We start from the raw sequence: 24,494 nt of genomic DNA on the forward strand, positions 1-24,494 counted from the left end.
GCCGGGCCGGTGGTGCCTGTCCTAGGGTGAGCCCCGTGGGGCGACTGGTCGTGATCGAAGGTCTGGACGGTGCCGGCAAGCGCACCCTCGCGGACGGGCTCACCGCTGAGCTGGAACGCGGGGGCGCGCGGGTCGGCAGCCTGGCGTTCCCGCGTTACGGCCGCAGCATCCACGCGGACCTCGTGCGCGAGGCCCTGCACCGCGGCCACGGCGACCTCGCCGACTCCGTCTACGGCATGGCTCTGCTCTACGCTCTCGACCGCCGCGGCGCGGCCGACGAGATCCGCGCGCTGCTGGCGGACAACGACGTGGTGCTGCTCGACCGCTACGTCGCCTCAAACGCCGCGTACGCCGCCGCACGCTTGAGCGAGAACGCCGACGGCGACGTCGTGCGCTGGGTGTGGGGCCTCGAGGTCGACCGCTTCGCGCTCCCGCGACCCGACGCGCACCTGTTGCTGCGGGTGTCGCCCGAGGTCGCCGCCGAACGGGCCGTCCGCCGCGCCGCCGCGGACAGCGCGCGGGCACGGGACGCGTTCGAATCCGACGACGCCCTGCAGCAGCGTTGCGCCGCCGTGTACGACGAGCTGGCCGCGGCCGGCTGGCTCGCGCCCTGGCACGTGCTCGACGGGGTGGCCGGTGTCGACTTGCCGACGTTGGCCAAGTCGCTGCTGTCCTGAGCCCTCAGCGTTCGTCGAAGCCCGCGGGGTCGAATCGTGCGGGGTCGAAGAGGGCGATGGGGTGCGTCGTGCTCCCGTCCACGACCAGATCGGCCACGATCTCCCCGACCACGGGCACGAACTTGAAGCCGTGCCCCGAAAAACCGCACGCCACGACCAACCGCGGGTGCGCCGGGTGCTGAGCGATCACGAAGTCCTCGTCGGGTGTGTTCGTGTACAGGCAGGTCGCGGCGCGGCGGAACGTGCCCAGCTTCGGCAGCCGCGAGCCGACGAGGCGGGTGATAGCGCGCACCTCGTCGTCGTGCACGCGGCGGTCGATCGTGTCGGCCGTGCACGGCGTGCCGGCGTAGTGCGAAGCCACCTTCACGCCCTGCGGTGAGTGCGCGGGGAAGCCGTAGAACTGGTCGCCCTGCTCGGTTTCCCACAGGTACACCGGGTGCCGGTCGGCCGCGAACGGCGCCGCGTCCGCCGGTTCGAACCAGTACTGCACCTGCCGCTGCACCTCGAAGTCCACGCCGAGGTCGGCGAGCAGCGATGGCGCCCACGCGCCCGGGCACAGCACCAGCCGCGAAGCCGTGTAGTAGCTCGATGTCGTGCCCACGCGCACGCCGGACTCCGACGTGCTCCAGGTGAACACCTGCTCCTCGTGGTGCAGCTCGGCGCCGTGGCGCGCGGCGAGCTGCAGGTGCGCGGCGACGCTGCCCTCCGGCGACACGAACCCGGCGCCCGGCTCGTAGAGCGCCACCTCGTCGTCGCGCGGGGCCACCGTGGGGAAGCGGCGGCGGATCTCCGCCGCGTCGAGCAACTCGTGCGGGATGTCGAACTTCTCGGCCGAGAGCACGCTGCCGGTGATCGTGCGCGAGTCCGGCGGCCCGGCCATCAGCCCGCCGCAGCGGGTGAACAGGTGGCGGCCGGTGTCGCGTTCGACCTCGTCCCACAGCTCGTGCGCGCGCAGCAGCAGCGGCACGTAGTCGGGGCCTTCGAGGTAGGCCTGGCGTGTGATGCGCGAACCGCCGTGGCTGGAGCCGAGGTTGTGCACGGGCGCGAACTGGTCGATGCCGAGCACCCGCTGTCCGCGCTGCGCGAGCCGGTACGCCGCGGCGCTGCCCATGCCGCCGAGGCCGATCACGATCACGTCGTAGTGCGTCAAGCGGTTCTCCTCGTGCCGTCCGGTCCCTCGGGTTCCACGACCGCCGGTACCCGCCGGCCGAAGTACTCGATCTCCACCGGTGTACCAGGTTTCGCGCATTCGACGGGAAGCCACGCGTAGGCGAGGTTCTTGCCGACGGTGTGGCCGCGCGCCGCGCTCGTGACGTAGCCCGCCGGGCAGCCCTCGAAGTACACGGGTTCCTTGCCCTGCACCAGATCGTCGGTGACCAGGGACGTCAGCCTGCGCCCGACGGTGGCGGCCGAGCGCCCGAGCAGTGCGTCACGGCCGAGGAAGTACCCCTTGTCCTCGCGCACGGCCGAACCCAGCCCGGCCTCGTACGGGTCGTGTTCCGCGGTGAAGTCGACGCCCCACGTGCGCCGACCGTCCTCCCGCCGCAGGCTCGAGAATGCCTCGTGCCCGGCGGCGACGATCCCGTGCGGCTGCCCGGCTTCCCATAGCGTGTCCCACAGCAGGCGGCCCAGATCCGCGCTGGTGTGCAGCTCCCAGCCGGGATCGCCGCACCGGCGCAGCACGAGTACCGGCACGGCGCCGATGAACGCGGTGACCGCGCCGTCCGCCGGCAGGTCCGTTGTGGACAGTGGAGCCAGAACCCGCGCGGCGAGGGGGCCCCACACGCCGAGACAGCACGTGCCCGCGGTGATTTCGTGGATCTGCACCGTGCCGTCGCCGGGCAGGTGGCGGCGCAGCCAGTCGACGTCGAGGGCGCTGTTGGCCCCGACCTGGAACCGGTCGGTGCCCAGGCGGGCCACCGTGAGATCGCTGCGGACGCCGCCGTCTTCGCCGAGCAGCAGCGTGTACGTGACCGCACCCGGCGCGTGGCCGAGCTCGTTGGTGGTCATCGTCCGCAGGAACGGCAGCGCGCCCGGTCCGGTGACCTCGAGCCGGGTCGCCGGCGTCAGGTCGAACACCGCCACCCGCTCGCGCGCGACGATCGCCTCGGCGCCCGCCGTCCGCCCTTCGGCCGACGCCGGCACGCGCGCCAGCTCGGGCAGGGTTTCGTTGGCGGAGAACCAAACCGGGCGCTCCCAGCCGCCGGTTTCCGCGAAGCGCGCACCCAAGGCGACGTGCCGCTCGTAGAACGGCGACGTGCGCAACGGCGGCCGCGGCTCGTCGTGCCGGGTGCCCGCGAACGTCCGGATCGCGCGTTCCCGCACCTGGCCCGGGGCGAGCTGCACCCGCTCGAACCGGGCGAGGTCGCTCGCGTGCAGGTCGAGCCGAGGCTGCCCGTCGACGAGCCACCGCGCCACCTCACGCGCGACACCGGCGGCGTGCGGGAAGGCCACGGCCTCGGCGACCCAGAAACCGTCGAGGTCCGGGTGCTCGCCGAGCAGCGGCTTGCCGTCCGCGGTGGCCGCGACCAGGCTGGTCACGCCGTCCTCGACTTTCGCGTCGGCCAGCGCGGGCAGCAGGCGCACGGCCTCGGCCCAGGGCTGCTCGAAGTCGGCCGGGGCGAACGGCCCGGCCGTGCGCGGCGCGGCGCTGCCGAGGCCGAGGCGGTCGACGTGCTCGCGCACCGACAGCCTGCCGTGGCGCAGGACCGGCTTGCCTGCCTCCGTGAAGTCATCATTGTGGCCGGCGAGCGAGGGCAGCGTTATCGTGCGCACGTAGTGCTGGGCCAAGGGCACCAGCGGCACGACCAGGTCCACGAGCCGCCCGATCGCCGGCGCGCCCACCCCCGCGCAGGAGACCACGACGTCGGCGCGGAACCGATCGGTCTCGGTGCGCACGTCCGTGACGCGCCCGCCGCTGCGCTCGATGGCCATGACCCGTTGACCCGCCAGGAACCGCGCGCCGCGGTCGATCGCGCGCCGGGCCTGGGCCTCGGCGGCGCGCAGCGGTTTCGCCACGCCGTCACCCGGGGTGTGGAGGCCGCCGAGGACCTGCGCCGGGTCCAGCAGCGGGTGCAGTTCGGCGCATTCCCGCGGCGAGCGCAGGTACGCGCGCACGCCCCACGAGGTCGCCCAGCCGTGGCGTCGTCGGAGCTCCGCCAGCTGTGGCGGCGTGGTCGCGAGGTCCAGGCCGCCGACGGGCTGGAAGCACCACCGGCCCTCCAGCGTCAGCGAGCCGTACTTGGCCACGGTGTACTTCGCGAACTCCGTCATGGTGCGATCCGCGTCGGTCTGGCGCACGAGGCCCGGTCCGTCACCGGTGAAGAGCGACCCCTGCTCCAGCACCGTGACGTCGGTCCAGCCGCGTTCGGTGAGCTCGTCGGCCAGCGCGCAGCCGACGAGCCCGGCGCCGATGACGACCACTCGCGGTCGGGCTGCCATCGCGGTACCTCCTGGCCGGGGTTCACCGGGCGCGCCGAACGACCCGCCGGGCACGGGCCAGGTTGCGGATGGGGGTGTGTGTTCCGTCTTCTGCAACAAAGTGCGGGATCGCGGGGGCGTGTGTCAAGACCGCGTGGGGAAGCGGTTTTTCGCTTGCGCCCGGGCAGGTGAAGCCCGTAACGCGAACGTCGGCAGAGGCGATCCGACGCCAGGGGGAGTATCAGCTGGCGTAGTAGCCCAGTTGCGCTGAAAGTTCTTTCGCCGCTTCGGTCATCGGCCGCACGATCTGCTTGATCCGCTGCTTAGACAGCCGGTACGACGGCCCCGAAGCGCTCATCGCCGCCACGACCTCGCCACCCGGGCCGTGGATCGGCACCGCGACGGCGTGCATGCCGAGCTCCAGCTCCTCGAAGCAGGCCGCGTAGCCGTCCTCGGCCGCGCGTTCGACCTCCGACTCGAGCTCCTCGGGGTCCACGGTCGTGCGTGGCGTGTACTGCTCAAGGCCGTGGCCGAACACGCGCTTGCGGTCGGCCTCGGTCATCGCGGCCAGCAGCACCTTGCCGCTGGAGGTCGCGTGCAGCGGCGTGCGCTGCCCGGTCCAGTTCTGTGTGGTGATGGCGGCCGCGCCGCGGGCCTGGCTGATGTTGATGGCCACGCCGTCGTCGGCGATCGCGATGTTCACGGTCTCGCCCAGCTCCTCGGCCAGGGCCTGGCAAGTCTGGCGGCCGAGTTTCGCGAGGTCCATGCGGCCGGTGGCCGCGCCGGCGAGGCGGACGATGCCGAACCCGATCGCGTACTTCCCGCGCTCGCCCAGCTGCTCGACGAGCCCGTGCTGTTCCAAGACACTCAGCAGCCGGGACGCGGTCGACTTGTGCACCCCGAGCTCACCGGCGATCTCCGTGATCCCCGACTCCCCGTTGCGTGCGAGCAGTTCCAGCACGTGAATCGCGCGGTCGACCGACTGAACTTGACTTCCCGTTGCGTTGCCCGAGTCCTGGTTCCGCATAGCGCAACACTAACGGCTGGGCGGCGATCTGTTCGGCTGAGCGGGCGAATCCCTTGACGACGGGGGCAGGCGGGCCGCACTGTTGCGCACAGTGCACATCGACGCGTCATGCGCAACATTCACGAACCGCTCCCGGTTCCCGTGACCCGTTTCCGGAGGCTTCCCGATGATCCGTGCCTGCGCCGTCGCCGACCTGCCCGAGGGTGAGTCCCTCCGGATCGACGGCCCGACCCCGATCGCCGTCTTCCACACCGCCACCGGCTTCTACGCCATCGACGACACCTGCACCCACCAGGACGCCTCGCTCGCCGACGGCTGGCTCGAAGGCTGCTTCGTGGAGTGCCCGCTGCACGCGGCCCAGTTCGATTTGCGCACCGGCGTGCCGACCTGCCTGCCTGCGAAGAGCCCCGTCCGGACCTACGCCGTGGTGGTCACCGACGGTGTGGTGCTCGTCGACGCGCCGGTGCCGGCCGTCGTCGGTGAGGGCAGCGCCCAGCTCACCGCGTAGCTCTTCCCACCCGAGGCCCGTGGGGGTTCCCGAGGCCTGCCCGGGAACCTTCACGGGCCGTCCAGCACCTGCTCGGGCGCGCCCGGATGGAGCAACCCGGGCTCGCGATCTTGATCTTTCTGGTGGTCAAACGCGCGGGTCGTGCTCGACGGCGGCGCAAGTAGTGCGAACATGTGCTCATGAAGGCACGTGTCTTGGTGGTCGACGACGACCCCGCGCTGGCGGAGATGCTCACCATCGTGCTCCGCGGCGAGGGGTTCGACACCGCGGTGGTCGCGGACGGTTCGCGCGCGCTGCCGGCGCTGCGCGAGCTCAAACCGGACCTGGTCCTGCTGGACCTGATGCTGCCCGGCATGAACGGCATCGACGTCTGCAAGGCGATCCGCGCCGAGTCCGGCGTGCCGATCGTGATGCTGACCGCCAAGAGCGACACCGTCGACATAGTGCTGGGCCTGGAGTCCGGTGCCGACGACTACGTGGTCAAGCCGTTCAAGCCGAAGGAGCTCGTCGCCCGCGTGCGCGCCCGCCTGCGCCGCACCGAGGCCGAGCCCGCCGAGTCGCTGACCATCGGCGACCTGGCGATCGACGTGCCGGGCCATGAGGTCACCCGCGAGGGCAAGGCCATCCCGCTCACGCCGCTGGAGTTCGACCTGCTCGTGGCGCTGGCCCGCAAGCCGCGCCAGGTCTTCACCCGTGAAGTGCTGCTGGAGCAGGTGTGGGGCTACCGCCACGCGGCGGACACGCGGCTGGTCAACGTGCACGTCCAGCGTCTGCGGTCGAAGGTCGAGAAGGACCCGGAGCACCCCGAGGTGGTGTTGACGGTGCGCGGCGTCGGTTACAAGGCCGGCCCGCCGTGATGGTCCGATGACGGCTTCCGCGGCAGCCGGCCCACCCGCCGGGACGAAGAGTCACCCGAAGGTGGGACGGCCGACCGCTTTCGCCCGAGCCACGGTGCGCCTCGTGCGGCGCCTCGTGGTCTTGGCGCGCCGCCGGGTGGTGGCGTTCAACGAGCTGTGGCGCCACTCGCTGCAGTTCCGGGTGACGATCTCGACGCTCGCGCTGTCGGCCGCCGTCGTTTTCGTGCTGGGCATGGTGCTGCAGAACCAGATCACCGAGCGCCTGCTCGACACGAAGCGCAAGGCCGCCGTCGAGCAGACGCAGGCGCTGGCGGACACCGCGGCGCGTGAGCTGGTGGGCGTCGGCGGCGAGTCGCCCGACGCGCTGCACACGCGGCTCGAGAACGCGTTGAAAAAGATCTCCACGACGTCAGCGTCGCCCACGGGGTCCACGGCGGGCACGTTCGAGCCGGTGCTCGCGAGTGTCGGACACGACCAGGCCGACGCCGACCCGGTGTTCGTGGGGCCGTTCACGTCCGTGCCGGTGCGGCTGCGCCAGTTCGTGGAGGGCGGCAACCTCGCGCGCGTCGAGCACACCGTCTCCGAGAACAACGCGACCACGACGTACCTCATCGTGGGCACGCCGCTGAGCTCGGTGGCGAGCCCGCTGCAGCTGTACTTGCTGTTCCCGCTGACCAGCGAGCAGAACACCGTGTCGACCGTGCAGAACACGCTGCTCGTGGGCGGCCTCGTGCTGCTGCTGTTGCTGGCCGGCATCACGAACCTGGTGGTCCGGCAGGTGGTGCGGCCCGTCCGCCAGGCCGCCGCGGCGGCCGAGCAGTTCGCGGGCGGGGACCTGGAGCAGCGCCTCGCCGTGGTCGGCGAGGACGATCTGGCGAAGCTGGCCGTGTCGTACAACGGCATGGCCGCGAGCATCCAGCGCCAGATCCGCCAGCTCGAGGAGTTCGGCGGGCTGCAGCGCCGGTTCACCTCCGACGTCTCCCACGAGCTGCGCACCCCGCTCACCACGGTCCGCATGGCCGCCGACGTGCTGCACGCGTCACGCGAGCAGTTCCCCGCCGGCCTCGCGCGGTCCACGGAGCTGCTGGTCGACGAGCTCGACCGGTTCGAGGCGTTGCTCGGCGACCTGCTGGAGATCAGCCGGCTCGACGCCGGCGTCGAAGAGCTGTCAGCCGAGTACATCGACGTGCGGCCCATCGCGACACGTGCCGTCGAGCAGGTACGCGTGATCGCCGGGACCGCGGGCAGCTCGGTGGAGCTGATCCTGCCCGAGGAAGACGCTTCAGCCGAGGTCGACGCCCGGCGCGTGGAGCGGATCCTGCGCAACCTGCTGGGCAACGCTGTCGACCACAGCGAGGGCAAACCCGTGCAGCTCACCGTCGCCGTGAACGAGACGGCGGTGGCCGTCACCGTGCGCGACCGCGGCGTGGGCCTGCGTACGGGCGAGGCCGACCTGGTGTTCAACCGGTTCTGGCGCGCCGACCCGTCGCGCAACCGGCGCACCGGCGGCACCGGCCTCGGCCTGGCGATCAGCCAGGAGGACGCGCGGCTGCACGGCGGTGTCCTCGACGCGTGGGGCGAGCTCGGCCAGGGCGCCTGCTTCCGCCTCGTCCTGCCGCGCCACCAGAACGTGCCGATCGAGGAGAACCCGCTGCGCCTGCCGCCGCCCGACGCCACGCCGGAGATCACGCTGTCGCCGTCTTCGGTGCTCGAGGTGCAGCCGGCGCCCGACGCGATCCTCGCCGACCGCGACCCCGAACGGGACTCCGACCGCGAGGAGGTCGGCCGGTGAAGCGAGTGCTGCTCGCGCTGGCGGGTGTACTGCTGCTCGCGGGCTGCGCCAACGTGCCGCTGGAGTCGCAGCCGTTGGTCGTGTCCGTGGACTCGACGCCCCCGGTGGCGAACGACGCACCGGAACCGGAGGACGGCCTCGACGCGCTCACGATCGTGCGCGATTTCGTCCGCGCCAACGGCGATCCGCGGTCCAACAACGCGGCCGCGCGCGCGTACCTCGACGACCAGCAGCGCAGCGCGTGGAAACCCAGCCGCGCGATCACGATCATCGACAACACCTTCAGCACCGTCTACGACACGCCGTCGCCGTCGCCGTCCACGACGACGCCGCCGGACCCGAACGTGAGCAACGTGGGGCTGCGCGGGTACACCCTCGGCACGCTGAGCGCCGACAGCGCGTTCATCCCCGGCTCCGGTCCGGCCGAGCTGACGATCCAGGTGCGCAAACAGGCCAATGGCCAGTGGCGGATCTCCAGCGCCCCGCCCACGCTGCTGGTGACCGACGACGACTTCGAGGCGAACTACAACCGCGTCGCCGTGAGCTTCTACTCGCCCGATTCCGGCGCCTTCGTGCCCGACCTGCGCTACGTGCCCGCGAAACCGCAATCGGGCCTGCCCGGGCGGGTGATGGACCTGATCCTGCAGGGTCCGTCGGCGGGGCTGGCCGGGGCCGTGCAGAACCTGCTGGGCGACCAGGTCACGCTCGACACCAACGTCAAGAACGCCGACGACGGCTCGCTGCTCGTGCAGCTCTCGGGGCTCACCGGGGCGAGCCCGGAGACGAGAACGCTGATCGCGGCGCAGATCATGCTGTCGATGCAGGCCGTCACGTCCAGCCGCGTCCGGCTGCTCGCCGACGGCCAGCCGCTGGTGCGCGGCCACGAGTACTGGCGCAGCAGCGACGTGCCCTCCTACAGCGCGGCCTCGTCGCCGAGCGCCGACCTGCTGGGCCTGATGACGGTCGACGGGCGCATCCGCTCGCTCGGCGACGGCGCGCCCGTGGCGGGGCCGGCCGGCAACGGCGCGTACGCCGTGGTCAGCGCCGCGCAGTCGATCGACGGCAAGCGGCTCGCGGTGGTGGAGCGCAGCGGCGACCGCGTTCAGCTGCGCGTCGGCGACCTGGGCCGCGACCTGCCGCTGGTGGACCTCTCCGGCGGTTCCCTGAGCCGCCCGACCTGGCGGCCGGCGCCGAGCGAGGCCGGTCCGTCGGGCGAGGTGTGGACGGTGGTGGACCACTCGATCGTCGCCCGCATGGTCCTCGACCCGACCGGTCACTGGCTGCGCCAGAGCGTGAACGCCAACGACCTGCTCGCCCTCGGCACCGACATCGGCGCCCTTCGCCTGTCGCGCGACGGCGCCCGCGTGGCGGCGATCGTCAACGGCCAGCTCGTGGTCGCGGCGGTCGTGCGCAACGGCGACACCGTGACGCTGCGGGAGCCGCGCGTGCTCCAGCCGGGTGAACTGTCGGATGTCGTGGACCTCGACTGGGGTTCGACCGCGGACACGCTGGTGGTCGTCACGTCGTCCAGTTCCCAGCCCGTGCAGCGCGTTTCCGTGGACGGGCGCCGGATGGACGCGTTCAACGGCTCGAACCTGACCGCGCCGGTCACGGCGGTCACGGCGGCGCCCAACCGGCCCATCGTGGTGGCCGACCCGGGTGGGCTGTGGAACGCCACCGAACTGGGTGAGGTCTGGCGGCCCCAGGCCCACACGATGCTGAACGCGACGCCGTTCTACCCGGGCTGACGAGGTTTTCCCGCTCGTTTTCGCCGGGCGGGCCTCGGGGACTCCGAAACTGTCGGTGCCCGGGTGCACACTGCGAGTCATGGTTCTCGATCTGCTCGTCCCCGCCCGTTGTGCCGGCTGTGGTGCCCGGGGTGTCCCGTGCTGCGCGGAGTGTTCGCGGGTGTGGGGGTCACTCACGGAGGTGGTCCGCGCGCCGCTGGCCGGTCTCGCGCCGGCGTACGCGCTGGCTCGTTACCAGGGCGTCGCCAAGCGCGTCCTGATCGCCTACAAGGAGCGTGGCCGCCGTGATGTCGCGCCGGCACTCGGCCGGGTGCTCGCGTCCGCGCTGGCGGCCTTGCCGCGCGCCGGTGCTCCCCGCGCCGGCCCGAGCCGTGAGGGACACTCACTCGGTGGACCTTCGTTCGGTGAACCGGCCTTCGCCGGGTCTTCGCGCCCCGGTTCACGGCTCGGAAAGCCCGTGGCCGCCGGGGATTCCGCGCGCGGCGGGCCGTGGTGCCTCGTCCCGGCGCCGAGCCGTCGCTCGGCTTCACGCCTCCGTGGTGGCCCGCACGTGCAGCGCCTCGCCGACGCCGCCGCGTGCTGTCTCGCCCAAACGGGCGCCGAGGCCTTCGTCGCGCCCGCTCTCGCGCTGAAGGGCGCCCGTGACGCCGTGGGTCTCAGCCGGGCGGAACGCGTCGCCAACCTGGCCGGGCGGCTGCGGTTCGTGCCCGCGGGCCGGCCACCGCCGGGCAGCCGGGTCGTGGTGCTCGACGACGTGGTCACCACGGGTGCCACGGCGGCCGCGTGCGTGCGGGCACTCACCGACGCCGGGGTCGCCGTGTCGGCTGTGGTCGCGTTGCTCGCCGCAGGGTGAGCACACGTCACCTACCCGAGTGATGTCAACAGGGAACGCGACGCAACGGCCGCCCGTTGTCGGGACATGAGGGTCTGGCTCGGAATCACGCGGGCGGCCGAACACTCCACCGGGGTGGCGGCTGTGGCGCACCGGGCCGTGACTCTCGGCTTCCGGGCTCCCGCACCGTTGCGCCGTACGCGTGAAAACGCATCGCTCGCGTTCGGCCGTCAGGGGCGGGATTTCGGGCTGCGCACGGGGGTTTCGCTGCACGCCGTAATGGGTTCCCGAATCGTGACATCCCCCGGCTCGGGGGCTGTTGCGAGCGGCGTGATGAAGCTAACGTGCTCCGCTATCAGCAATCCCCGCAGGCAGGGAGGTGTGCAGCCCATGTCCCTGGCGCCGGAGGCGCGCTGAGTCCGCGCTCGAGCATCCGCCACGAGACGTCGTGACCGGCCATCGAGTTCTTCTCAGCCCGCCAGATCCGGGCTCCGTCCCCGCACTACCGGCGCCGTGTGAACACACAACAGCTCGCAGTCATCTCAGCGAGGGAGGTCGTGTATGGACATCGTCGTAAAGGGCCGCAACGTGGAGGTGCCCGACCACTACCGGGCACTCGTCAGCGAAAAGCTGGCCCGTCTTGAGCGCTACGACAAGAAGGTCATCCGGTACGACGTGGAGTTGTTCCACGAGCCGAACCGCCGGCAGGCGAAGAGCTGCCAGCGCGTCGAGATCACCGGAAAGGGCCGCGGTCCGGCCGTGCGCGCTGAAGCGTGCGCCGCGGACTTCTACGCAGCGCTCGACTCCGCCGTCACGAAGCTGGAGAACCGGCTGAGGCGGACACACGACCGGAGGCGCGTGCACTACGGGCGCAGCCGCCCGGAGTCGGTCGCCGAGGCGACCTCGATGGCGATGGCCGGCGGATCGCCGGACGCCGTCGCCCGTCCCACCGCGAGCACGGCAGTGCTGGAGGCACCCGCCGTGGACACGGCCGAACCGATCACCGAAGGTTTCGCGGCCGTCAGCTCCGGTGAGATCACCCTGCCCCAGCAGAAACGCTGGGAAGACGAAGATCTGGGCTACCAGCCCGGCCGCGTCGTCCGCGAGAAGAAGCACAACGCGGACCCCATGTCGGTGGACCAGGCTCTCTACGAGATGGAGCTGGTCGGCCACGACTTCTACCTGTTCAACGACTCCGAGTCCGGGCGCCCCAGCGTCGTGTACCGGCGGAAGGGTTTCGACTACGGCGTGATCCGGCTCGGCGGCTGAGCCCGCCGAACCGGTGCGGCCGGGGAGCCGGCCGGCGCCACGGGTGGCCCGCACGCGAGCGCGTGCGGGCCACCCGCGTGCCGGGAGTAGGGTTCGAAGGGGCCTCTCATGACCTTCTGCGAGCACGTGCGTGCGCGGACCACTGTGTGTTCCCTACGATGTGGTGAGACGGCGGCGCCGCACTACGAGTGCGCGCCGTGCCCACAAGCCCGGGACCGGCTCGGGTGCGATCATGATCAGCTAGTGAGGTCGACCGGATGGTGCTGAACCGCCTGCTCCGCGCGGGTGAGGGCAAGATGGTGAAGCGGCTGCGCAACATCGCCGATCACATCAACACCCTCGAAGACGACGTGAAGGACCTGTCGGACGCCGAACTGCAGGCGAAGACCGACGAGTTCAAAGAGCGGTACGGCAAGGGTGAGACGCTCGACGAGCTGCTCCCGGAGGCCTTCGCGGTCGCCCGTGAGGCTTCGAAGCGGGTGCTCGGCCAGCGGCCCTACGACGTGCAGCTGATGGGTGCTGCCGCGTTGCACCTCGGCCAGGTCGCCGAGATGAAGACCGGCGAGGGCAAGACGCTCACCTGCGTGCTCGCGGCGTACCTCAACGGGCTCTCCGGCAAGGGCGTGCACGTCGTCACCACCAACGACTACCTCGCCAAGCGCGACGCGGAGTGGATGGGCCGCATCCACCGGTTCCTCGGGCTCGAGGTCGGCGTGATCCTCGCCGAGCAGGACCCGCAGGAGCGCCGCCGGCACTACAACGCCGACGTCACCTACGGCACGAACAACGAGTTCGGCTTCGACTACCTGCGCGACAACATGACGTGGTCGCTCGACGAGTGCGTGCAGCGCGGGCACAACTACGCGATCGTGGACGAGGTCGACTCGATCCTCATCGACGAGGCGCGCACGCCGCTGATCATCTCGGGGCCGGCGGACCAGTCGTCGCGGTGGTACATGGAGTTCGCCCGCCTCGCGCCGCTGATGCAGGGCATCGACACCACCACGATGGGCTCGCGCGAGCGCGTCGAGAAGGCCAACCTGATCAACTCGAAGTACCACTACGAGATCGACGTGCGCAAGCGCACCGTGGCGGTCACCGAGAAGGGCGTGCGGTTCGTCGAGGACCAGCTCGGCATCGAGAACCTTTACGAGGCCGCGAACACGCCGCTGGTCGGCTACCTGAACAACGCGCTGAAGGCCAAGGAGCTCTACAACAAGGACAAGGACTACATCGTCCGCGACGGTGAAGTCACGATCGTCGACGAGTTCACGGGCCGCATCCTGGTGGGCCGCCGCTACAACGAGGGCATGCACCAGGCGATCGAGGCCAAGGAGAAGGTCGAGATCAAGGCCGAGAACCAGACGCTCGCCACGATCACGCTGCAGAACTACTTCCGGCTGTACAACAAGCTCTCGGGCATGACCGGTACGGCCGAGACCGAGGCCGCGGAGTTCCACCAGACCTACAAGCTGGGTGTGGTGCCGATCCCGACCAACCGGCCGATGGTGCGCGCCGACCGCGCCGACCTGATCTACAAGACCGAGCAGGCCAAGTACGAGGCCGTGGCCGAGGACATCGCCGAGCGGCACGAGAAGGGCCAGCCGGTGCTGGTCGGCACCACGAGCGTCGAGAAGTCCGAGCACCTCTCGAAGCTGCTGCTGAAGCTGGGCGTGCCCCACGAGGTCCTGAACGCGAAGTACCACGGCCGGGAGGCGCTGATCGTCGCGCGCGCCGGCAAGAAGGGCGCGGTCACGGTCGCCACGAACATGGCCGGCCGCGGTACCGACATCGTGCTGGGTGGCAACCCGGACATCATCGCCGACCAGGAGCTGCGTGAGCAGGGCCTGGACCCGGTCGAGAACTCCGAGGAGTACGAGGCCGCGTGGCCGAAGGTGCTCGAGGAGATCAAGGCCGGCGCCAAGGAGGAGGCCGAGCACGTTCGCGAGGTCGGCGGTCTTTACGTGCTGGGCACCGAACGCCACGAGTCGCGCCGCATCGACAACCAGCTGCGCGGTCGTTCCGGTCGTCAGGGCGACCCGGGCGAGTCGCGGTTCTACCTGTCGCTGGGCGACGACCTCATGCGCCGGTTCAACGCCGTGATGGTCGAGCGCGTGATGACCACGATGCGCCTGCCCGACGACGTGCCGATCGAGCACAAGATGGTCTCCAAGGCCATCAAGAGCGCGCAGACGCAGGTCGAGCAGCTCAACATGGAGACGCGCAAGAACGTCCTCAAGTACGACGAGGTCATGAACGAGCAGCGCAAGGTGATCTACGCCGAGCGCCACCGCGTGCTCGAGGGCGAGGACCTGCGTGAGCAGATCGAGCACATGACCGTGGACGTCGTCGGCGCGTATGTCGACGGAGCCACCTCCGATGGCTACGCCGAGGACTGGGACCACGAGCAGCTGTGGACCGCCCTCAAGACGCTCTACCCCGTCGGCCTGAACTGGGACGACCTGGTGGAGAACGGCGACCTCGATGCCGAGACCCTGCGCCAGGCGCTGGTCGACGACGCGATCGACGCGTACGACAAGCGCGAGGCGGAGATCGACGAGCTGGTGGGCGAGAAGGGCGCGATGCGCCGCCTCGAGCGCCAGGTGATGCTGACCGTGCTGGACCGCAAGTGGCGCGAGCACCTCTACGAGATGGATTATCTCAAGGAGGGCATCGGCATGCGGGCGCTCGCTCAGCGCGACCCGCTGATCGAGTACCAGCGCGAAGGCTTCGACATGTTCCGCGCGATGCTCGAATCGCTGAAGGAGGAAGCCGTCGGCTTCCTGTTCAACCTCCAGGTCGAACGCAGCGAGCCGGAACCCGCGCCGCAGCTGGACCCGTCGGCGCTGCCCGCGGGCATCACCTCGGCCACGGGCGCCGCGGCCGCCTCCTTCGGTGACGACAACGGCCGTCACTCGCGCCCGACCCCGCCCCAGCCGCCCACCACCGACACCGAGTCGGTCCCGTCGGCCTTGCGCGGCAAGGGCGTCGGCGGCGGCGTCCAATCCGGACTGACCATGTCCGGCCCCGCCGAGGGCGGCGGCGTGGAGTCCCATTCGGACAGCGCCGACACCGACGGCGGCGGCGCGGGCAACACCCGCCGCGAACGCCGCGCCGCCGAGCGCGCACAGGCGAAGAAGGGCAAGAAGGGCCCGCGTCGCTGACGCAGGTTTCCGGGGCGGGCCGCATTCGTGCGGCCCGCCCTTTTTTGTGCGCTGCGCCCGGTGTGGCTGGCGGTGTCGCGTTCGGACAAAGTCGTCGGCATTGGCAGCCCGCCACGGCGCCCGACGCAAGTTTTTTCGTGTGGTGGGGCGCGCTGCGAAGTCACGGCGGCGATTGCGCGGGTGCGGGAAGCTCGCGTCGTGAGCGCTGCATTGCCGCGGGGGCCCGCACCGCTGTAGCGGACTTTTCGGGCGGGCCGCGAGTGAAGCGCGTTTCGCGTGCTGGGGCCGGTGTTCGCGTCGCGGTGGTGCGTCAGGCCGTGTTCGGCCGGCGCCGAGGCGATGGTCCGGGCGCCGGCTGCGCGTCCTGAGTACTGCGTGGGCCAGCGCGTCGCTGGTGCGGGTCTGTCTTCACGTGACGGGATCCGCGTTCGCACCTAACGTGGTCGGTGGTGCCGTCGAGGGGGAGAGCCGTGGCTGACCTGGAAGACTTCACGCGGATGTTCGCGCCGGAGTACAAGGCGGATCCGTACCCGCTGTACCGCAAGTGGCGCGAGGCCGAGCCCGTCGCCGAGATCGCGCCCGGATTCCTCGTGGTGAGCGCCCTGGCGGAGGCGACGGAAGTCGTGCGTGATCCCGCGTTCGGGCACCCGCAGCCGGAGGTCCTCGACCCGGCGACCCGGCACCCGGACGACCTGGTCGACGCCGAGGGTCGCCCGGTGGTGTCGTTCCTCGGCCTCAACCCGCCGGACCACACGCGCCTGCGGCGGCTCGTGTCGAAGGCGTTCACGCCGCGGATGGTCGAGCGCCTGCGCCCGCGCGTCGAGGACATCACCGCGCGCCTGATTTCCGACCTGATCGACGCCGGTTCGGCCGACCTGATGACCGCGCTGGCCGCGCCGCTGCCGGTCGAGGTGATCAGCGAGATGCTCGGCGTGCCGATGGCCGACCGGTCGCGCTTCGCCGAGTGGTCGCATGCGCTGGCCCGCGCGCTCGACCCCTCCTTCCTCGTCGCCGACTCCGTGCTCGAAGAAGCGGGCGAGGCCGGCCGCGAGTTCAACGCCTACTTCCGCGAACTGGCCGCCGAACGCCGCCGCGACCCCGGCGAGGACCTCCTGTCGGACCTCGTGGCTGTCACTGACCAAGGCGACAAGCTCACCGAAGCCGAGCTGCTGGTCACGCTCACCCTCCTGCTCGTCGCCGGCCACGAGACCACCACCAACCTCATCGGCAACGGCGTCCTCGCCCTCCTCGGCACCGACGCCGGCCTCCGCTCCCTGGGCGACGACGGCGCCCTCGCGCCCAACGCCGTCGAAGAAGTCCTGCGCCACGACTCCCCGGTGCAACTCACCAGCCGCGTCGCGCTGCAGCCCACGCGCGTCGGCACCACCGACGTCGCGCCCGGCGCCCAGGCCATCGTCCTCATCGGCGCCGCCAACCGCGACCCCGCCACCCACCCGGACCCGGACACCTTCGACCCCAGCCGCGAGCCCTCCCGTCATCTCGCCTTCGGCCAGGGCATCCACTTCTGCCTCGGCTCACCTCTGGCCCGCCTCGAAGGCCAGACCGCCTTGCGCGAACTCGCCATCCGCACCCCCACCCTCCACCTGGCCGGCGCCCCGGCCTGGAACCCGACCATCACCATGCGCGGCCTGTCCCGACTCCCGGTGGCGCTCGGCTGACGCCGTGACCCGCGAGTTGGGACAGCCGTCCCGTCACGCGGTCGGACGTGTGGACCTCAAGCCGCGGCGGTGCGCTGGTTGACCATCCGGAGCGGGCCCGTCCGGGGCGCCAGCAGGTGGAAGCGCGTGCAGACCCACCCGGTGCGGTTGCGTTCGAACCGGGCGGCCAGGGCGAGCACCCGAGGTCCGCTCTGGATGGTCGTCGCGGCTTCCAAGGCGGCGTCTGTCGGGTGGCAGAGGTGGAGATTGCCGATGCGGTGGTGGGTGCTGGGAAGCCGCCCGTGGGCGATGAGGCGGGCGTAGAGCTGCGGTGCGACCAGCTGCTGGATCTGCGACGCCGCGCGCAGGCCGCTGAGAACTTCGAGGATGGAGTTGAGCCGTCCGGCCAGGTGTTTCTCACTGGGCGGGCCCAGGAGCCGGACTACGTTGTGGACGGCCGGTGGCAGGTCGCGGACCGGCGGCCGGTGGCGCGAGGCGTGCCGGAGCTGGCGGGGCCGGGCAGCGGGCTCGTTGCCCGCGAGCCCGCGGAGGCGGTGGCTCGTCATGTGTTCCTCCCCTGAACCGCGGACGATCCGCTGCAGGTAGTGCGCGGGCAAAGCCGAAAAGGGGACCGTCGGCGCCTGATCCGGCGAAATCCGCGAATCAGCCCATTCCGATCTGCAAGTTGCGCTATATCCCGGATCGCTAGGGTGAGCGCGTGCTCAAAGGCTTGCTGGTCGACTACGCCGGCGTCCTCACCGACCCCGACGCCCACCTGCTCTACGACTACCTGCGCGCCATCCGCTCCGGCGGCACGCGCACCGGCCTGGTCTCCAACGCGCCCGGCGCCACGTCGGCCGTCCGGCACGAGCTGGCCGACTACTTCGACACGCTGGTCTTCTCCGGCGAGGTCGGCGTCGCAAAACCCGACCGCGAGATCTACCTCGTGGCCGCAGAACGCCTCGGCCTCGCCGCCGCCACCTGCGCGTTCGTGGACGACGCCGCCCGCAACGTCCGCGGCGCCGCGGAGGCGGGCATGGTCGCCATCCACCACGTCACGATGGCGGAGACTCTCGAAGAGCTGGCCGTTCTCTTCAGCTGACCCGTCGCACCAGCTCGAACGACAGCACCGCGGCCGCCGCCGAGACGTTCAGCGACTCGACGTCGCCGGGCATCGGGATGGAGACCCATTCGGTCACCAGCTCGGCCACAGCCGCGCCCACGCCTTCCGTCTCTCCGCCCAGCACGAACGCCGCCCGCTGAGGCAGTGGAACGTCGAACACGGTCGACTTGCCCGACGCGCTCAGCGCGTACAGGCCATAACCGGCGTCCGTCAGCATCTCGGCCGCCTCACGCGCGCTGCCGCACCGCAGCACCGGCGCGCGGAACGCCACGCCGGCCGAAGCCTTGACCACCATGGGGTCCAACGCGGCCACCCCCCGCCGCGGCACGATCACGCCTTCCAAGCCGGCGGCGGTGGCCGTGCGCAGGATCATGCCGACGTTCGCGGGCGTCGTGATGCCGTCGAGCAGCAGGACCCGCGCGGGCGGGCGGCGGTCGTCCAGCGCGGCGGCGAGCGAGCGCATCCGCGGAGCGACGACGTCGGCCAGCACGCCCTGGTCCTGCTTGCCGTTGCCGGCCAGCACCTTCACGCGGTGGGCGCTCGCGCGCTGCACCGGCACCCCGGCGTCCCTCGCGGCGCGCTGGATCTCGGCGGCGGCCGGGCCGCGGGCGGTGTCGGCGAGGATGACCTTGTCCACCTGCAGACCGCCGTCGGCCAGCGCTTCGAGCACCGGCTTGCGCCCGTAGACGGTCAGGAACCGGTCTTTCGGAGAAACCTCCGCCTCATCACCCACGCCGGTCAGTCTCGCACTGTGTAAGGATCGGCCCATGCCCGACCGCCTGTCCGCGCTCGACGCCTCGTTCCTGTACGTCGAGGACCACGCGACCCCGATGCACGTCGGCGGCGTGGCGATCTTCGAGCGCCCGCGCAGCGGGTTCGACTACGCGCACCTGCTCGACCTCGTCGGCTCGCGCCTGCCGTTCCTGCCGCGCTACCGCCAGCGCGTGCTCGACGTCCCCGGGCACCTCGCCCGGCCCGTGTGGGTGGACGACGTCGACTTCGACCTCAACTACCACGTCCGCCGCTCCGCCCTGCCCCAGCCGGGCACCGACGAGCAGCTGTTCGACCTGGTCGCGCGCCTGATGTCCCGGCGGCTGGCGCCCGAGCGGCCGCTGTGGGAGGCCTATTTCGTCGAGGGGCTCGCCGGCGACCGCGTGGCGCTGGTGACGAAGACGCACCAGTCCGTTGTGGACGGTATCGGCACCATCGACCTCGGCCAGCTCATCCTCGACGACGCCCCGGCCCCGCCCGAGCCGTACGAGGACACCTGGACGCCGCGGCGCGAGCCGAGCCGCGCGCAGCTGGTGTTCGACGCCGTGAGCGAGGCCGTGCAACGCCCCGGTGAGCTCGTGGAGAACGTCCGCTCCGCCACCAACGACGCCCTGACCTCGGTCGGCAAGGTCGCCGAGACGCTGGGCGACGTGGCGTCCACGCTGCGCACGGTCGTCAACCCGGCGCCGCAGGGCCCGCTCAACGTGCGTGTGTCCGGCGGTCGGCTGTTCTCCGTGGTGCGCACGCGGCTGGAGGACTACCGCAAGATCCGCGCAGAGCACGGCGGGACCGTCAACGACGTGATCCTCACCGCGATCACCGGCGCGCTGCGCGAGTGGCTCCTTTCGCGCGGGGTGAACCTGACGTCGACGGCCACCGTGCGCGCGCTGGTGCCCATGGCCGTGCGCGACGAGGAGACGGCCGAGTACTCGACGCCGGCGCTGGTCGGCAATCAGGTGGCGGCCTACCTCGTCGACCTGCCGGTGGGCGAGCCGAACCCCGTGCTGCGGCTGCAGCACGTCGGCCACGCGATGGCCGAGCACCTCGACTCCGGCCGCTCCGTCGCCGCGCGCGGGCTGCTGAAGGTGAGCGGCTTCGCCCCGGCGACGCTGCATTCGCTCGGCGCGCGGGCCGGCGGTTCGCTGTCGGGCCGGATTTTCAACCTCATGATCACCAACTCGCCGGGGCCGCAGGAACCGGTGTACGCGGGTGAGGCGAAACTGATCGAGATGTTCCCCGTGATGCCGCTGATGCGCACCCAGGCGCTGGCGATCGGGGTCACCTCCTACCACGGCGGTGTCTACTTCGGACTCAACGGCGACCGCAAGGCCGCGTTCGACGTCGACCTGCTCGGCGGGATGATCGAAGAAGCGTTGGAAGAGCTGAAGGGTGCGCACTGGTGAGGGTCTACATTCCGGCGACGATCGCGATGCTCCGCGACCTCGAGTCGAACGGCGAGTTCCGGGCCCGCAGCGGCACGGCGTTCGCGCTGACGCCCGCGCTGCGGGAGGCGTATGTGAGTGGCTCCGACGAGGAGTTGGAGTATGCGGCGTTGTTGGATGCCGCTCGGGCGTCGCTGCGGTTGATCAACGCAGAGGAGAAGGGCGAGCCTCGGCGGGCTGTTGTTTCGGCGGATGTGGATAACGTGACGCTGCGTGCGGATCTCGATGCTGCTGTTGTGCGTCTCGACGGTCCGGTTGCGCTTTCGCAGATTGCTGCGATTCATGTGGATTCCGCGGAGGCTGCCGATGCTGTTTCTGCGGCTGCCGGGGTGATCGACGCGGCCGACCTGGGCGACGAAGATGCGGAGTTTGTGTTGGGGGATGCGGAGGATCATGAGTTGGCTTGGTATGCGCCGCAGGAGTTACCGTTCTTGCTGGAGCTGATGTAGGGGGCTTCGGGGCGCTTCTTGGGAGGCTCGGGGGCTTTGAAGAAGAAGAGAGTGTCCTCGCCGGACGGGCAGGTCTCCGAGATGGTGGGGGTGGGAGGGTATCTCGCGTTCGTGAGTGGCGGAGGGCCATCCACTTGTGGGGTTGGGGAGTGGTCGCCGTTGTCTATTGTGGACGATTCTTTTCGCTGGGGTCGCGGGGGTCCGAGTGTGAATCCGGCGAGTGGCGGTTGAGGCCGTCGATCATCAGGCCCACCGTGAAGTCGAAGCGGTCGTGGTCCTTGCCGGCTGTGAGTTCGGTGGCGTGGCGGGTGGTGTGGGGGAACGTCTCGGCGGGTAGGGCGGTGAGGCGGCGGCGGAGTTCGTCGCGGTCGAGGACCCAGGCGGTGTCGGCGCGGGTGGAGCGTAGGTGGGCGATGGAGAGTTCCAGGCAGTAGGACGCGACGTAGAGCAGGAGTGCGTCGATGGCCCACGCGGCGGTCTGTGGGGCGACGCCGCCCGTGAGCAGGATGGCGAGCATGCCTTCGTGGACGCGTAGGGCTTGCAGGTCGGTGGGGACCATGGCGAACGCGGCGGCGGAGATGCCGGGGTACTTCAGGTATTGGTCGCGTAGCTGCTCGCAGACGTCGCGGATCTGGTCGCGCCACTCGTCGGCAGACGGGGAAGGCAGCGTGAGCTCGGAGCACAGGCGTCCGATGAGCAGCTCGCCGAGGTCGGCTTTGTTGACCACGTGGTTGTAGAGCGAGGCGGGTCCGGTGTCGAGGGCGTCGGCCAGGCGGCGCATGGTCAGGGCCTCGTAGCCCTCTTGGGCGATCACGTCGAGCGCCGTGTCGATGACCTGTTCCACGATCGGGGTTTTGCGGCGGCGCCGGGGTCGGGTGTCGGCCTGGAAGGTCGGCGGCTGGTGGCGCGCCGCGCGTCGCTCTCGGGGGTTCACGGGGATCAGCCTAGTTTGACACGAACGACGTTCGTAAGTAGAACATTGTTCGTGTCTGAGGAACGTGTGGACGTGACCGTGGTCGGTGCGGGGCCGGTGGGGCTCGTGCTGGCCGCCGAGCTGGCCTTGTCCGGAGCGAAAGTGCAGGTCCTCGAGCGGCTGACCGAGCCGGACGAGGCGGTGAAGGCCGGCGCGATCAACGTGCCGACGGCCGAGGCGCTCGACCGTCGCGGGTTGCGGCCTGCGGCCGAGCAGGTGCAGCGGGCGGCGCTCGGGCAGGTGGGGTCGTTCGCGCGCCTGGTCGAGAAGCCTGACGGCCCGCGGTTCACCGGCCACTTCGCGGGCATGGTGCTCGACGCCGACCTCGTCGACTGGTCCGATCCCGACCTCGCGGCCCACACCGCCGTCGACGGCGCGCGGCTCGTGCCGCAGCGCGAGCTGGAGGCGCTGCTGGCCGAGCACGTCGCGCGGCTCGGCGTGCCGGTGCGGCGCAGTGTCGAGGTCACCTCGCTCGAGGACACCGGCGCCGGCGTGCTCGTCGGCACCACGGCCGGCCCGGTGCGCACGGCGTGGCTGGTCGGCTGCGACGGCGGGCACAGCGCCGTTCGCCGCCTCGCCGGCATCGACTTCCCCGGCACCGCCCCCGAGCTCACCGGCCGCCTGGCCGTCGCCGATATCGTCGACCCCGAGAAGCTCGCCGACGGCTGGGCGTGGTCGGCCGCGGGTGCCTACCGCTGCGGACCGCAGCCTGGCCGCGTGACCACCGTCGAGTTCGATGGCGGCCCCGTCGACCGTGCCGCGCCCGTCACGCTGGAGGAGGTGCAGGGCAGCCTGCGCCGCGTCTCCGGCACCGACGTCACCCTCACCGCCCTGCGCGGCACGGCCACGCGCTGGACCGACAACTCCCGCCAGGCTGCCACCTACCGCTCCGGCCGCGTCTTCCTCGCCGGCGACGCCGCCCACGTTCATCCGCCCTTCGGCGGCCAGGGCCTCAACCTCGGCGTCGGCGACGCGATGAACCTGGGCTGGAAACTGGGCGCCGTCATTGCCGGTTGGGCCCCCGACGGCCTGCTCACCACCTACGACGCCGAACGCCGCCCCCTCGGCGCCTGGGTCCTCGACTGGACGCGCGCCCAGATCGGCGTCCTGCGCGGCGACCCCAAGTCGGCCGCGCTGCGCACCGTCGTCGCCGACCTGCTCGCCACCCCCGACGGCGCCACCCACGCCGTCAAGAAGATCTCCGGCGTCACCCAGCGCCTCGACCTCCCCGGCGACCACCCGCTCATCGGCCGCTACGCCCCGGACGTGCGGCTGTCCGACGGCTCCCGCCTCGCCGACCACACCCACTCCGGCGGGTTCGTCCTGCTCGACCGCACTCCCGACGGCGCGTTCTCGCGCCTCGCCGCCCCGTGGTCCACCCGCGTCACCACCGTCCCGGACGCCCCCGCCACCCCGACCGGTCTCCTGCTCCGCCCGGACGGCGTCGTCGCCTGGGCTACGGACGTCCCCGACCCCGCCGGCCTCGCCCCGGTCCTGCACGACTGGGCCGGCGCGCCGTCACCCGACCATGCGCCGGTGGGCTGAGCTCCGGGGCATTGGTCGCTCGCCCGGCGACCTCGGCGATGGCCTCCGCCGCGTGGCGAGGCTCGTGGGCCGGCCGGTCCTTGACACGAGACCCCTGCGCGAACCAGTGCGGTCCCGCAACCGGCTGATCGACCGGCGGGCTTCGTACAGAGCCGGGAGGCTCGAACCTCGCCTACCGCGGCCGCCCACGCCAGCGGCGGGTTGCGATCCTGGGGAAGCAGTCGCGTGATTTCTTGCCCAGCCCGTCGGTCGCGCGCGTCGCGGCCCCGTGGTCCACCCGCGTCACCACCGTCCCGGACGCCTCCGCCACCCCGACCGGTCTCCTGCTCCGCCCGGACGGCGTCGTCGCCTGGGCTACGGACGTCCCCGACCCCGTCGGCCTCGCCCCGGTCCTGCACGACTGGGCCGGCGCGCCGTCGCCCGAGCACGCGCCGGTGGGCTGAGCTCCGCCCGCGTCAGCCGCCGACGAGTGTGCCGACTTGGTCGGGCGCCGGGGCTGTGATGGTCACCGGTGAGCCCCACGCCGAGTAGCGCGCCGTGATGCGGGCGCTGCCCTGGCCGCCGGCGCCGCGTAGGACGGGGGACAGGTCGAGGACCAGTTGCAGGGGCCGGTTGTCGTCGTCGAGCCACAGGTCGAGGGGGACCTTCGTGTCACCGGGCTGTGCGTCGGCGGGGAGGCCCGCGGGCAGCTCGGCGCCGAGGTGGGCAAAGTCCACGTCGACGCGGTAGTGGGCGGCGTCGGTGCCGTCGAGGGTGGTCGCGTCGCCGGCGGTGAGGGTGCCGGCGGTGCGGACCTGTTCGAGCGTGCGCGCGGGGTCGTTCTGTTCGGCCAGCTGCGCGAGGCTGCCGCCGAGGACCTGGGAGAACGGGTCGCTGCCGTCGGGCGAGACCTTCACCCAGGGTTTGCGGCCCGTTACCTGATCGAGGGCGCTCGGGGGGACCTTCGCGTACAGCGTCTGCGCGACCAGGCGCAGCTCCAGGGGCTCGCCGACGTAGTCCGTGGTCATCTGCAGTGACGTTCCGCCGGGGCCGAACACGGCCTCGCCCTGGCCGTGGGACACGAGGGCGCCCGCGGCGACGTCGGTGGTGAACTTCGCGGAGTGGCCGGCGTTCGTCGCCGCGACGGCCGCGTCGGCCAGGGCGCGCGCGTCGGAGAACCGCTCGGGTGAAGCCGAACACCCGCCGATCACGAGCAGCGCGGCGCACGCCACGGCCGTCCTGCGCATCCGGAAAACCCCG

Annotated in this window: 21 protein-coding genes; 14 read left to right on the forward strand and 7 right to left on the reverse strand. The window is 71.4% G+C overall.

The features are described 5' to 3' along the window. The first annotated feature begins 26 nt into the window (after window positions 1-26). Window positions 27-677, forward strand: coding sequence for a dTMP kinase (locus QRX50_RS15460; RefSeq protein ID WP_285972631.1), 651 nt, complete (start codon window positions 27-29; stop codon window positions 675-677). Window positions 678-681: 4 nt separating this feature from the next. On the opposite strand, the gene solA is transcribed toward QRX50_RS15460, so the two are convergent. The 3 genes from solA to QRX50_RS15475 all read right to left on the reverse strand — a co-directional run bounded on the left by solA (window position 682) and on the right by QRX50_RS15475 (window position 5,124). Next, entirely contained in the window at window positions 682-1,827 is a 1,146-nt protein-coding gene (gene solA / locus QRX50_RS15465; protein WP_285972632.1) for an N-methyl-L-tryptophan oxidase, read from the reverse strand. Further along, window positions 1,824-4,118 carry an FAD-dependent oxidoreductase gene (locus QRX50_RS15470; RefSeq protein ID WP_285972633.1) on the reverse strand — a complete coding sequence of 765 codons (2,295 nt, stop codon included), beginning with the start codon at window positions 4,116-4,118 and terminating at the stop codon, window positions 1,824-1,826. Before QRX50_RS15470 ends, solA begins: the two co-directional genes overlap by 4 nt. 220 nt (window positions 4,119-4,338) lie before the next feature. Then, window positions 4,339-5,124: an IclR family transcriptional regulator gene (locus QRX50_RS15475; RefSeq protein WP_285972634.1), complete on the reverse strand. Its 786-nt coding sequence runs from the start codon at window positions 5,122-5,124 to the stop codon at window positions 4,339-4,341. Between the two features lie 166 nt (window positions 5,125-5,290). On the opposite strand from QRX50_RS15475, the gene QRX50_RS15480 reads away from it, so the two are divergent. The 8 genes from QRX50_RS15480 (at window position 5,291) to QRX50_RS15515 (ending at window position 16,973) form a co-directional block, all read left to right on the forward strand. Next, window positions 5,291-5,632 carry a bifunctional 3-phenylpropionate/cinnamic acid dioxygenase ferredoxin subunit gene (locus QRX50_RS15480; protein WP_285972635.1) on the forward strand — a complete coding sequence of 114 codons (342 nt, stop codon included), beginning with the start codon at window positions 5,291-5,293 and terminating at the stop codon, window positions 5,630-5,632. Window positions 5,633-5,811: 179 nt separating this feature from the next. Further along, a complete protein-coding gene (gene mtrA, locus QRX50_RS15485; RefSeq protein WP_139099890.1) occupies window positions 5,812-6,489 on the forward strand; it encodes an MtrAB system response regulator MtrA in 678 nt (225 codons plus the stop codon). 7 nt (window positions 6,490-6,496) lie between these two features. Further along, window positions 6,497-8,281 carry an MtrAB system histidine kinase MtrB gene (gene mtrB / locus QRX50_RS15490; RefSeq protein WP_434533274.1) on the forward strand — a complete coding sequence of 595 codons (1,785 nt, stop codon included), beginning with the start codon at window positions 6,497-6,499 and terminating at the stop codon, window positions 8,279-8,281. Further along, window positions 8,278-10,029 (forward strand): LpqB family beta-propeller domain-containing protein, encoded by a 1,752-nt coding sequence (locus QRX50_RS15495; RefSeq protein ID WP_285972636.1) that lies wholly within the window; start codon window positions 8,278-8,280, stop codon window positions 10,027-10,029. The genes mtrB and QRX50_RS15495 overlap by 4 nt, the downstream gene beginning before the upstream one ends. 79 nt (window positions 10,030-10,108) lie before the next feature. After that, complete coding sequence (locus tag QRX50_RS15500) at window positions 10,109-10,882, forward strand: ComF family protein (protein ID WP_285972637.1); 774 nt, start codon at window positions 10,109-10,111, stop codon at window positions 10,880-10,882. Between the two features lie 540 nt (window positions 10,883-11,422). Continuing rightward, window positions 11,423-12,130, forward strand: coding sequence for a ribosome hibernation-promoting factor, HPF/YfiA family (gene hpf / locus QRX50_RS15505; RefSeq protein WP_285972638.1), 708 nt, complete (start codon window positions 11,423-11,425; stop codon window positions 12,128-12,130). A 257-nt stretch (window positions 12,131-12,387) separates the two neighbouring features. Next, the gene (gene secA, locus QRX50_RS15510) at window positions 12,388-15,294 is read left to right on the forward strand and encodes a preprotein translocase subunit SecA (RefSeq protein ID WP_285972639.1); all 2,907 of its coding nucleotides are present in this window, start codon (window positions 12,388-12,390) and stop codon (window positions 15,292-15,294) included. A gap of 470 nt (window positions 15,295-15,764) precedes the next feature. Beyond that, window positions 15,765-16,973 (forward strand): cytochrome P450, encoded by a 1,209-nt coding sequence (locus QRX50_RS15515; protein ID WP_285972640.1) that lies wholly within the window; start codon window positions 15,765-15,767, stop codon window positions 16,971-16,973. A gap of 56 nt (window positions 16,974-17,029) precedes the next feature. Here QRX50_RS15515 and QRX50_RS15520 read toward each other — a convergent pair whose 3' ends face one another. Continuing rightward, complete coding sequence (locus tag QRX50_RS15520) at window positions 17,030-17,518, reverse strand: Rv3235 family protein (RefSeq protein ID WP_285972641.1); 489 nt, start codon at window positions 17,516-17,518, stop codon at window positions 17,030-17,032. A 152-nt stretch (window positions 17,519-17,670) separates the two neighbouring features. Here QRX50_RS15520 and QRX50_RS15525 point away from each other — a divergent pair, with 152 nt between their 5' ends. Then, window positions 17,671-18,054, forward strand: a complete 384-nt coding sequence (locus QRX50_RS15525; RefSeq protein ID WP_285972642.1) for an HAD-IA family hydrolase — start codon at window positions 17,671-17,673, stop codon at window positions 18,052-18,054. Here QRX50_RS15525 and QRX50_RS15530 read toward each other — a convergent pair. Next, on the reverse strand, window positions 18,047-18,808 hold the full coding sequence (locus tag QRX50_RS15530; protein WP_285972643.1) for a TrmH family RNA methyltransferase: 762 nt from the start codon (window positions 18,806-18,808) through the stop codon (window positions 18,047-18,049). The two genes, QRX50_RS15525 and QRX50_RS15530, sit on opposite strands and share 8 nt — an antisense overlap. Window positions 18,809-18,842: 34 nt before the next feature. On the opposite strand from QRX50_RS15530, the gene QRX50_RS15535 reads away from it, so the two are divergent. Both QRX50_RS15535 and QRX50_RS15540 read left to right on the forward strand, forming a co-directional pair. Beyond that, window positions 18,843-20,249 carry a WS/DGAT/MGAT family O-acyltransferase gene (locus QRX50_RS15535; protein ID WP_285972644.1) on the forward strand — a complete coding sequence of 469 codons (1,407 nt, stop codon included), beginning with the start codon at window positions 18,843-18,845 and terminating at the stop codon, window positions 20,247-20,249. Further along, the gene (locus tag QRX50_RS15540; RefSeq protein ID WP_285972645.1) at window positions 20,246-20,737 is read left to right on the forward strand and encodes a DUF6912 family protein; all 492 of its coding nucleotides are present in this window, start codon (window positions 20,246-20,248) and stop codon (window positions 20,735-20,737) included. The genes QRX50_RS15535 and QRX50_RS15540 overlap by 4 nt, the downstream gene beginning before the upstream one ends. 163 nt (window positions 20,738-20,900) lie before the next feature. Here QRX50_RS15540 and QRX50_RS15545 read toward each other — a convergent pair whose 3' ends face one another. Next, the gene (locus QRX50_RS15545; RefSeq protein WP_353074121.1) at window positions 20,901-21,671 is read right to left on the reverse strand and encodes a TetR/AcrR family transcriptional regulator; all 771 of its coding nucleotides are present in this window, start codon (window positions 21,669-21,671) and stop codon (window positions 20,901-20,903) included. A gap of 51 nt (window positions 21,672-21,722) precedes the next feature. Between QRX50_RS15545 and QRX50_RS15550 the strand changes: the two genes are divergently transcribed. Continuing rightward, the gene (locus tag QRX50_RS15550) at window positions 21,723-23,255 is read left to right on the forward strand and encodes an FAD-dependent monooxygenase (RefSeq protein ID WP_285972646.1); all 1,533 of its coding nucleotides are present in this window, start codon (window positions 21,723-21,725) and stop codon (window positions 23,253-23,255) included. A gap of 233 nt (window positions 23,256-23,488) precedes the next feature. Next, on the forward strand, window positions 23,489-23,698 hold the full coding sequence (locus QRX50_RS15555; protein ID WP_285972647.1) for an aromatic-ring hydroxylase C-terminal domain-containing protein: 210 nt from the start codon (window positions 23,489-23,491) through the stop codon (window positions 23,696-23,698). A gap of 12 nt (window positions 23,699-23,710) precedes the next feature. Here the strand turns inward: QRX50_RS15555 and QRX50_RS15560 are convergent, their stop codons facing one another. Then, a complete protein-coding gene (locus QRX50_RS15560) occupies window positions 23,711-24,481 on the reverse strand; it encodes an SCO4651 family lipoprotein (protein WP_285972648.1) in 771 nt (256 codons plus the stop codon). Window positions 24,482-24,494: the final 13 nt, after the last annotated feature.

The sequence above is a fragment of the Amycolatopsis sp. 2-15 genome, from assembly GCF_030285625.1.
Lineage (GTDB): Bacteria > Actinomycetota > Actinomycetes > Mycobacteriales > Pseudonocardiaceae > Amycolatopsis > Amycolatopsis carbonis.

Coding starts and splice junctions, on each gene's coding strand:
- mtrB (WP_434533274.1), top strand. CDS start 6,497: ATGACGGCTTCCGCGGCAGCCGGCCCACCCGCCGGGACGAAGAGTCAC.
- hpf (WP_285972638.1), top strand. CDS start 11,423: ATGGACATCGTCGTAAAGGGCCGCAACGTGGAGGTGCCCGACCACTAC.
- mtrA (WP_139099890.1), top strand. CDS start 5,812: ATGAAGGCACGTGTCTTGGTGGTCGACGACGACCCCGCGCTGGCGGAG.
- QRX50_RS15480 (WP_285972635.1), top strand. CDS start 5,291: ATGATCCGTGCCTGCGCCGTCGCCGACCTGCCCGAGGGTGAGTCCCTC.
- QRX50_RS15560 (WP_285972648.1), bottom strand. CDS start 24,481: ATGCGCAGGACGGCCGTGGCGTGCGCCGCGCTGCTCGTGATCGGCGGG.
- QRX50_RS15475 (WP_285972634.1), bottom strand. CDS start 5,124: ATGCGGAACCAGGACTCGGGCAACGCAACGGGAAGTCAAGTTCAGTCG.
- secA (WP_285972639.1), top strand. CDS start 12,388: ATGGTGCTGAACCGCCTGCTCCGCGCGGGTGAGGGCAAGATGGTGAAG.
- QRX50_RS15520 (WP_285972641.1), bottom strand. CDS start 17,518: ATGACGAGCCACCGCCTCCGCGGGCTCGCGGGCAACGAGCCCGCTGCC.
- QRX50_RS15535 (WP_285972644.1), top strand. CDS start 18,843: ATGCCCGACCGCCTGTCCGCGCTCGACGCCTCGTTCCTGTACGTCGAG.
- QRX50_RS15470 (WP_285972633.1), bottom strand. CDS start 4,118: ATGGCAGCCCGACCGCGAGTGGTCGTCATCGGCGCCGGGCTCGTCGGC.
- QRX50_RS15500 (WP_285972637.1), top strand. CDS start 10,109: ATGGTTCTCGATCTGCTCGTCCCCGCCCGTTGTGCCGGCTGTGGTGCC.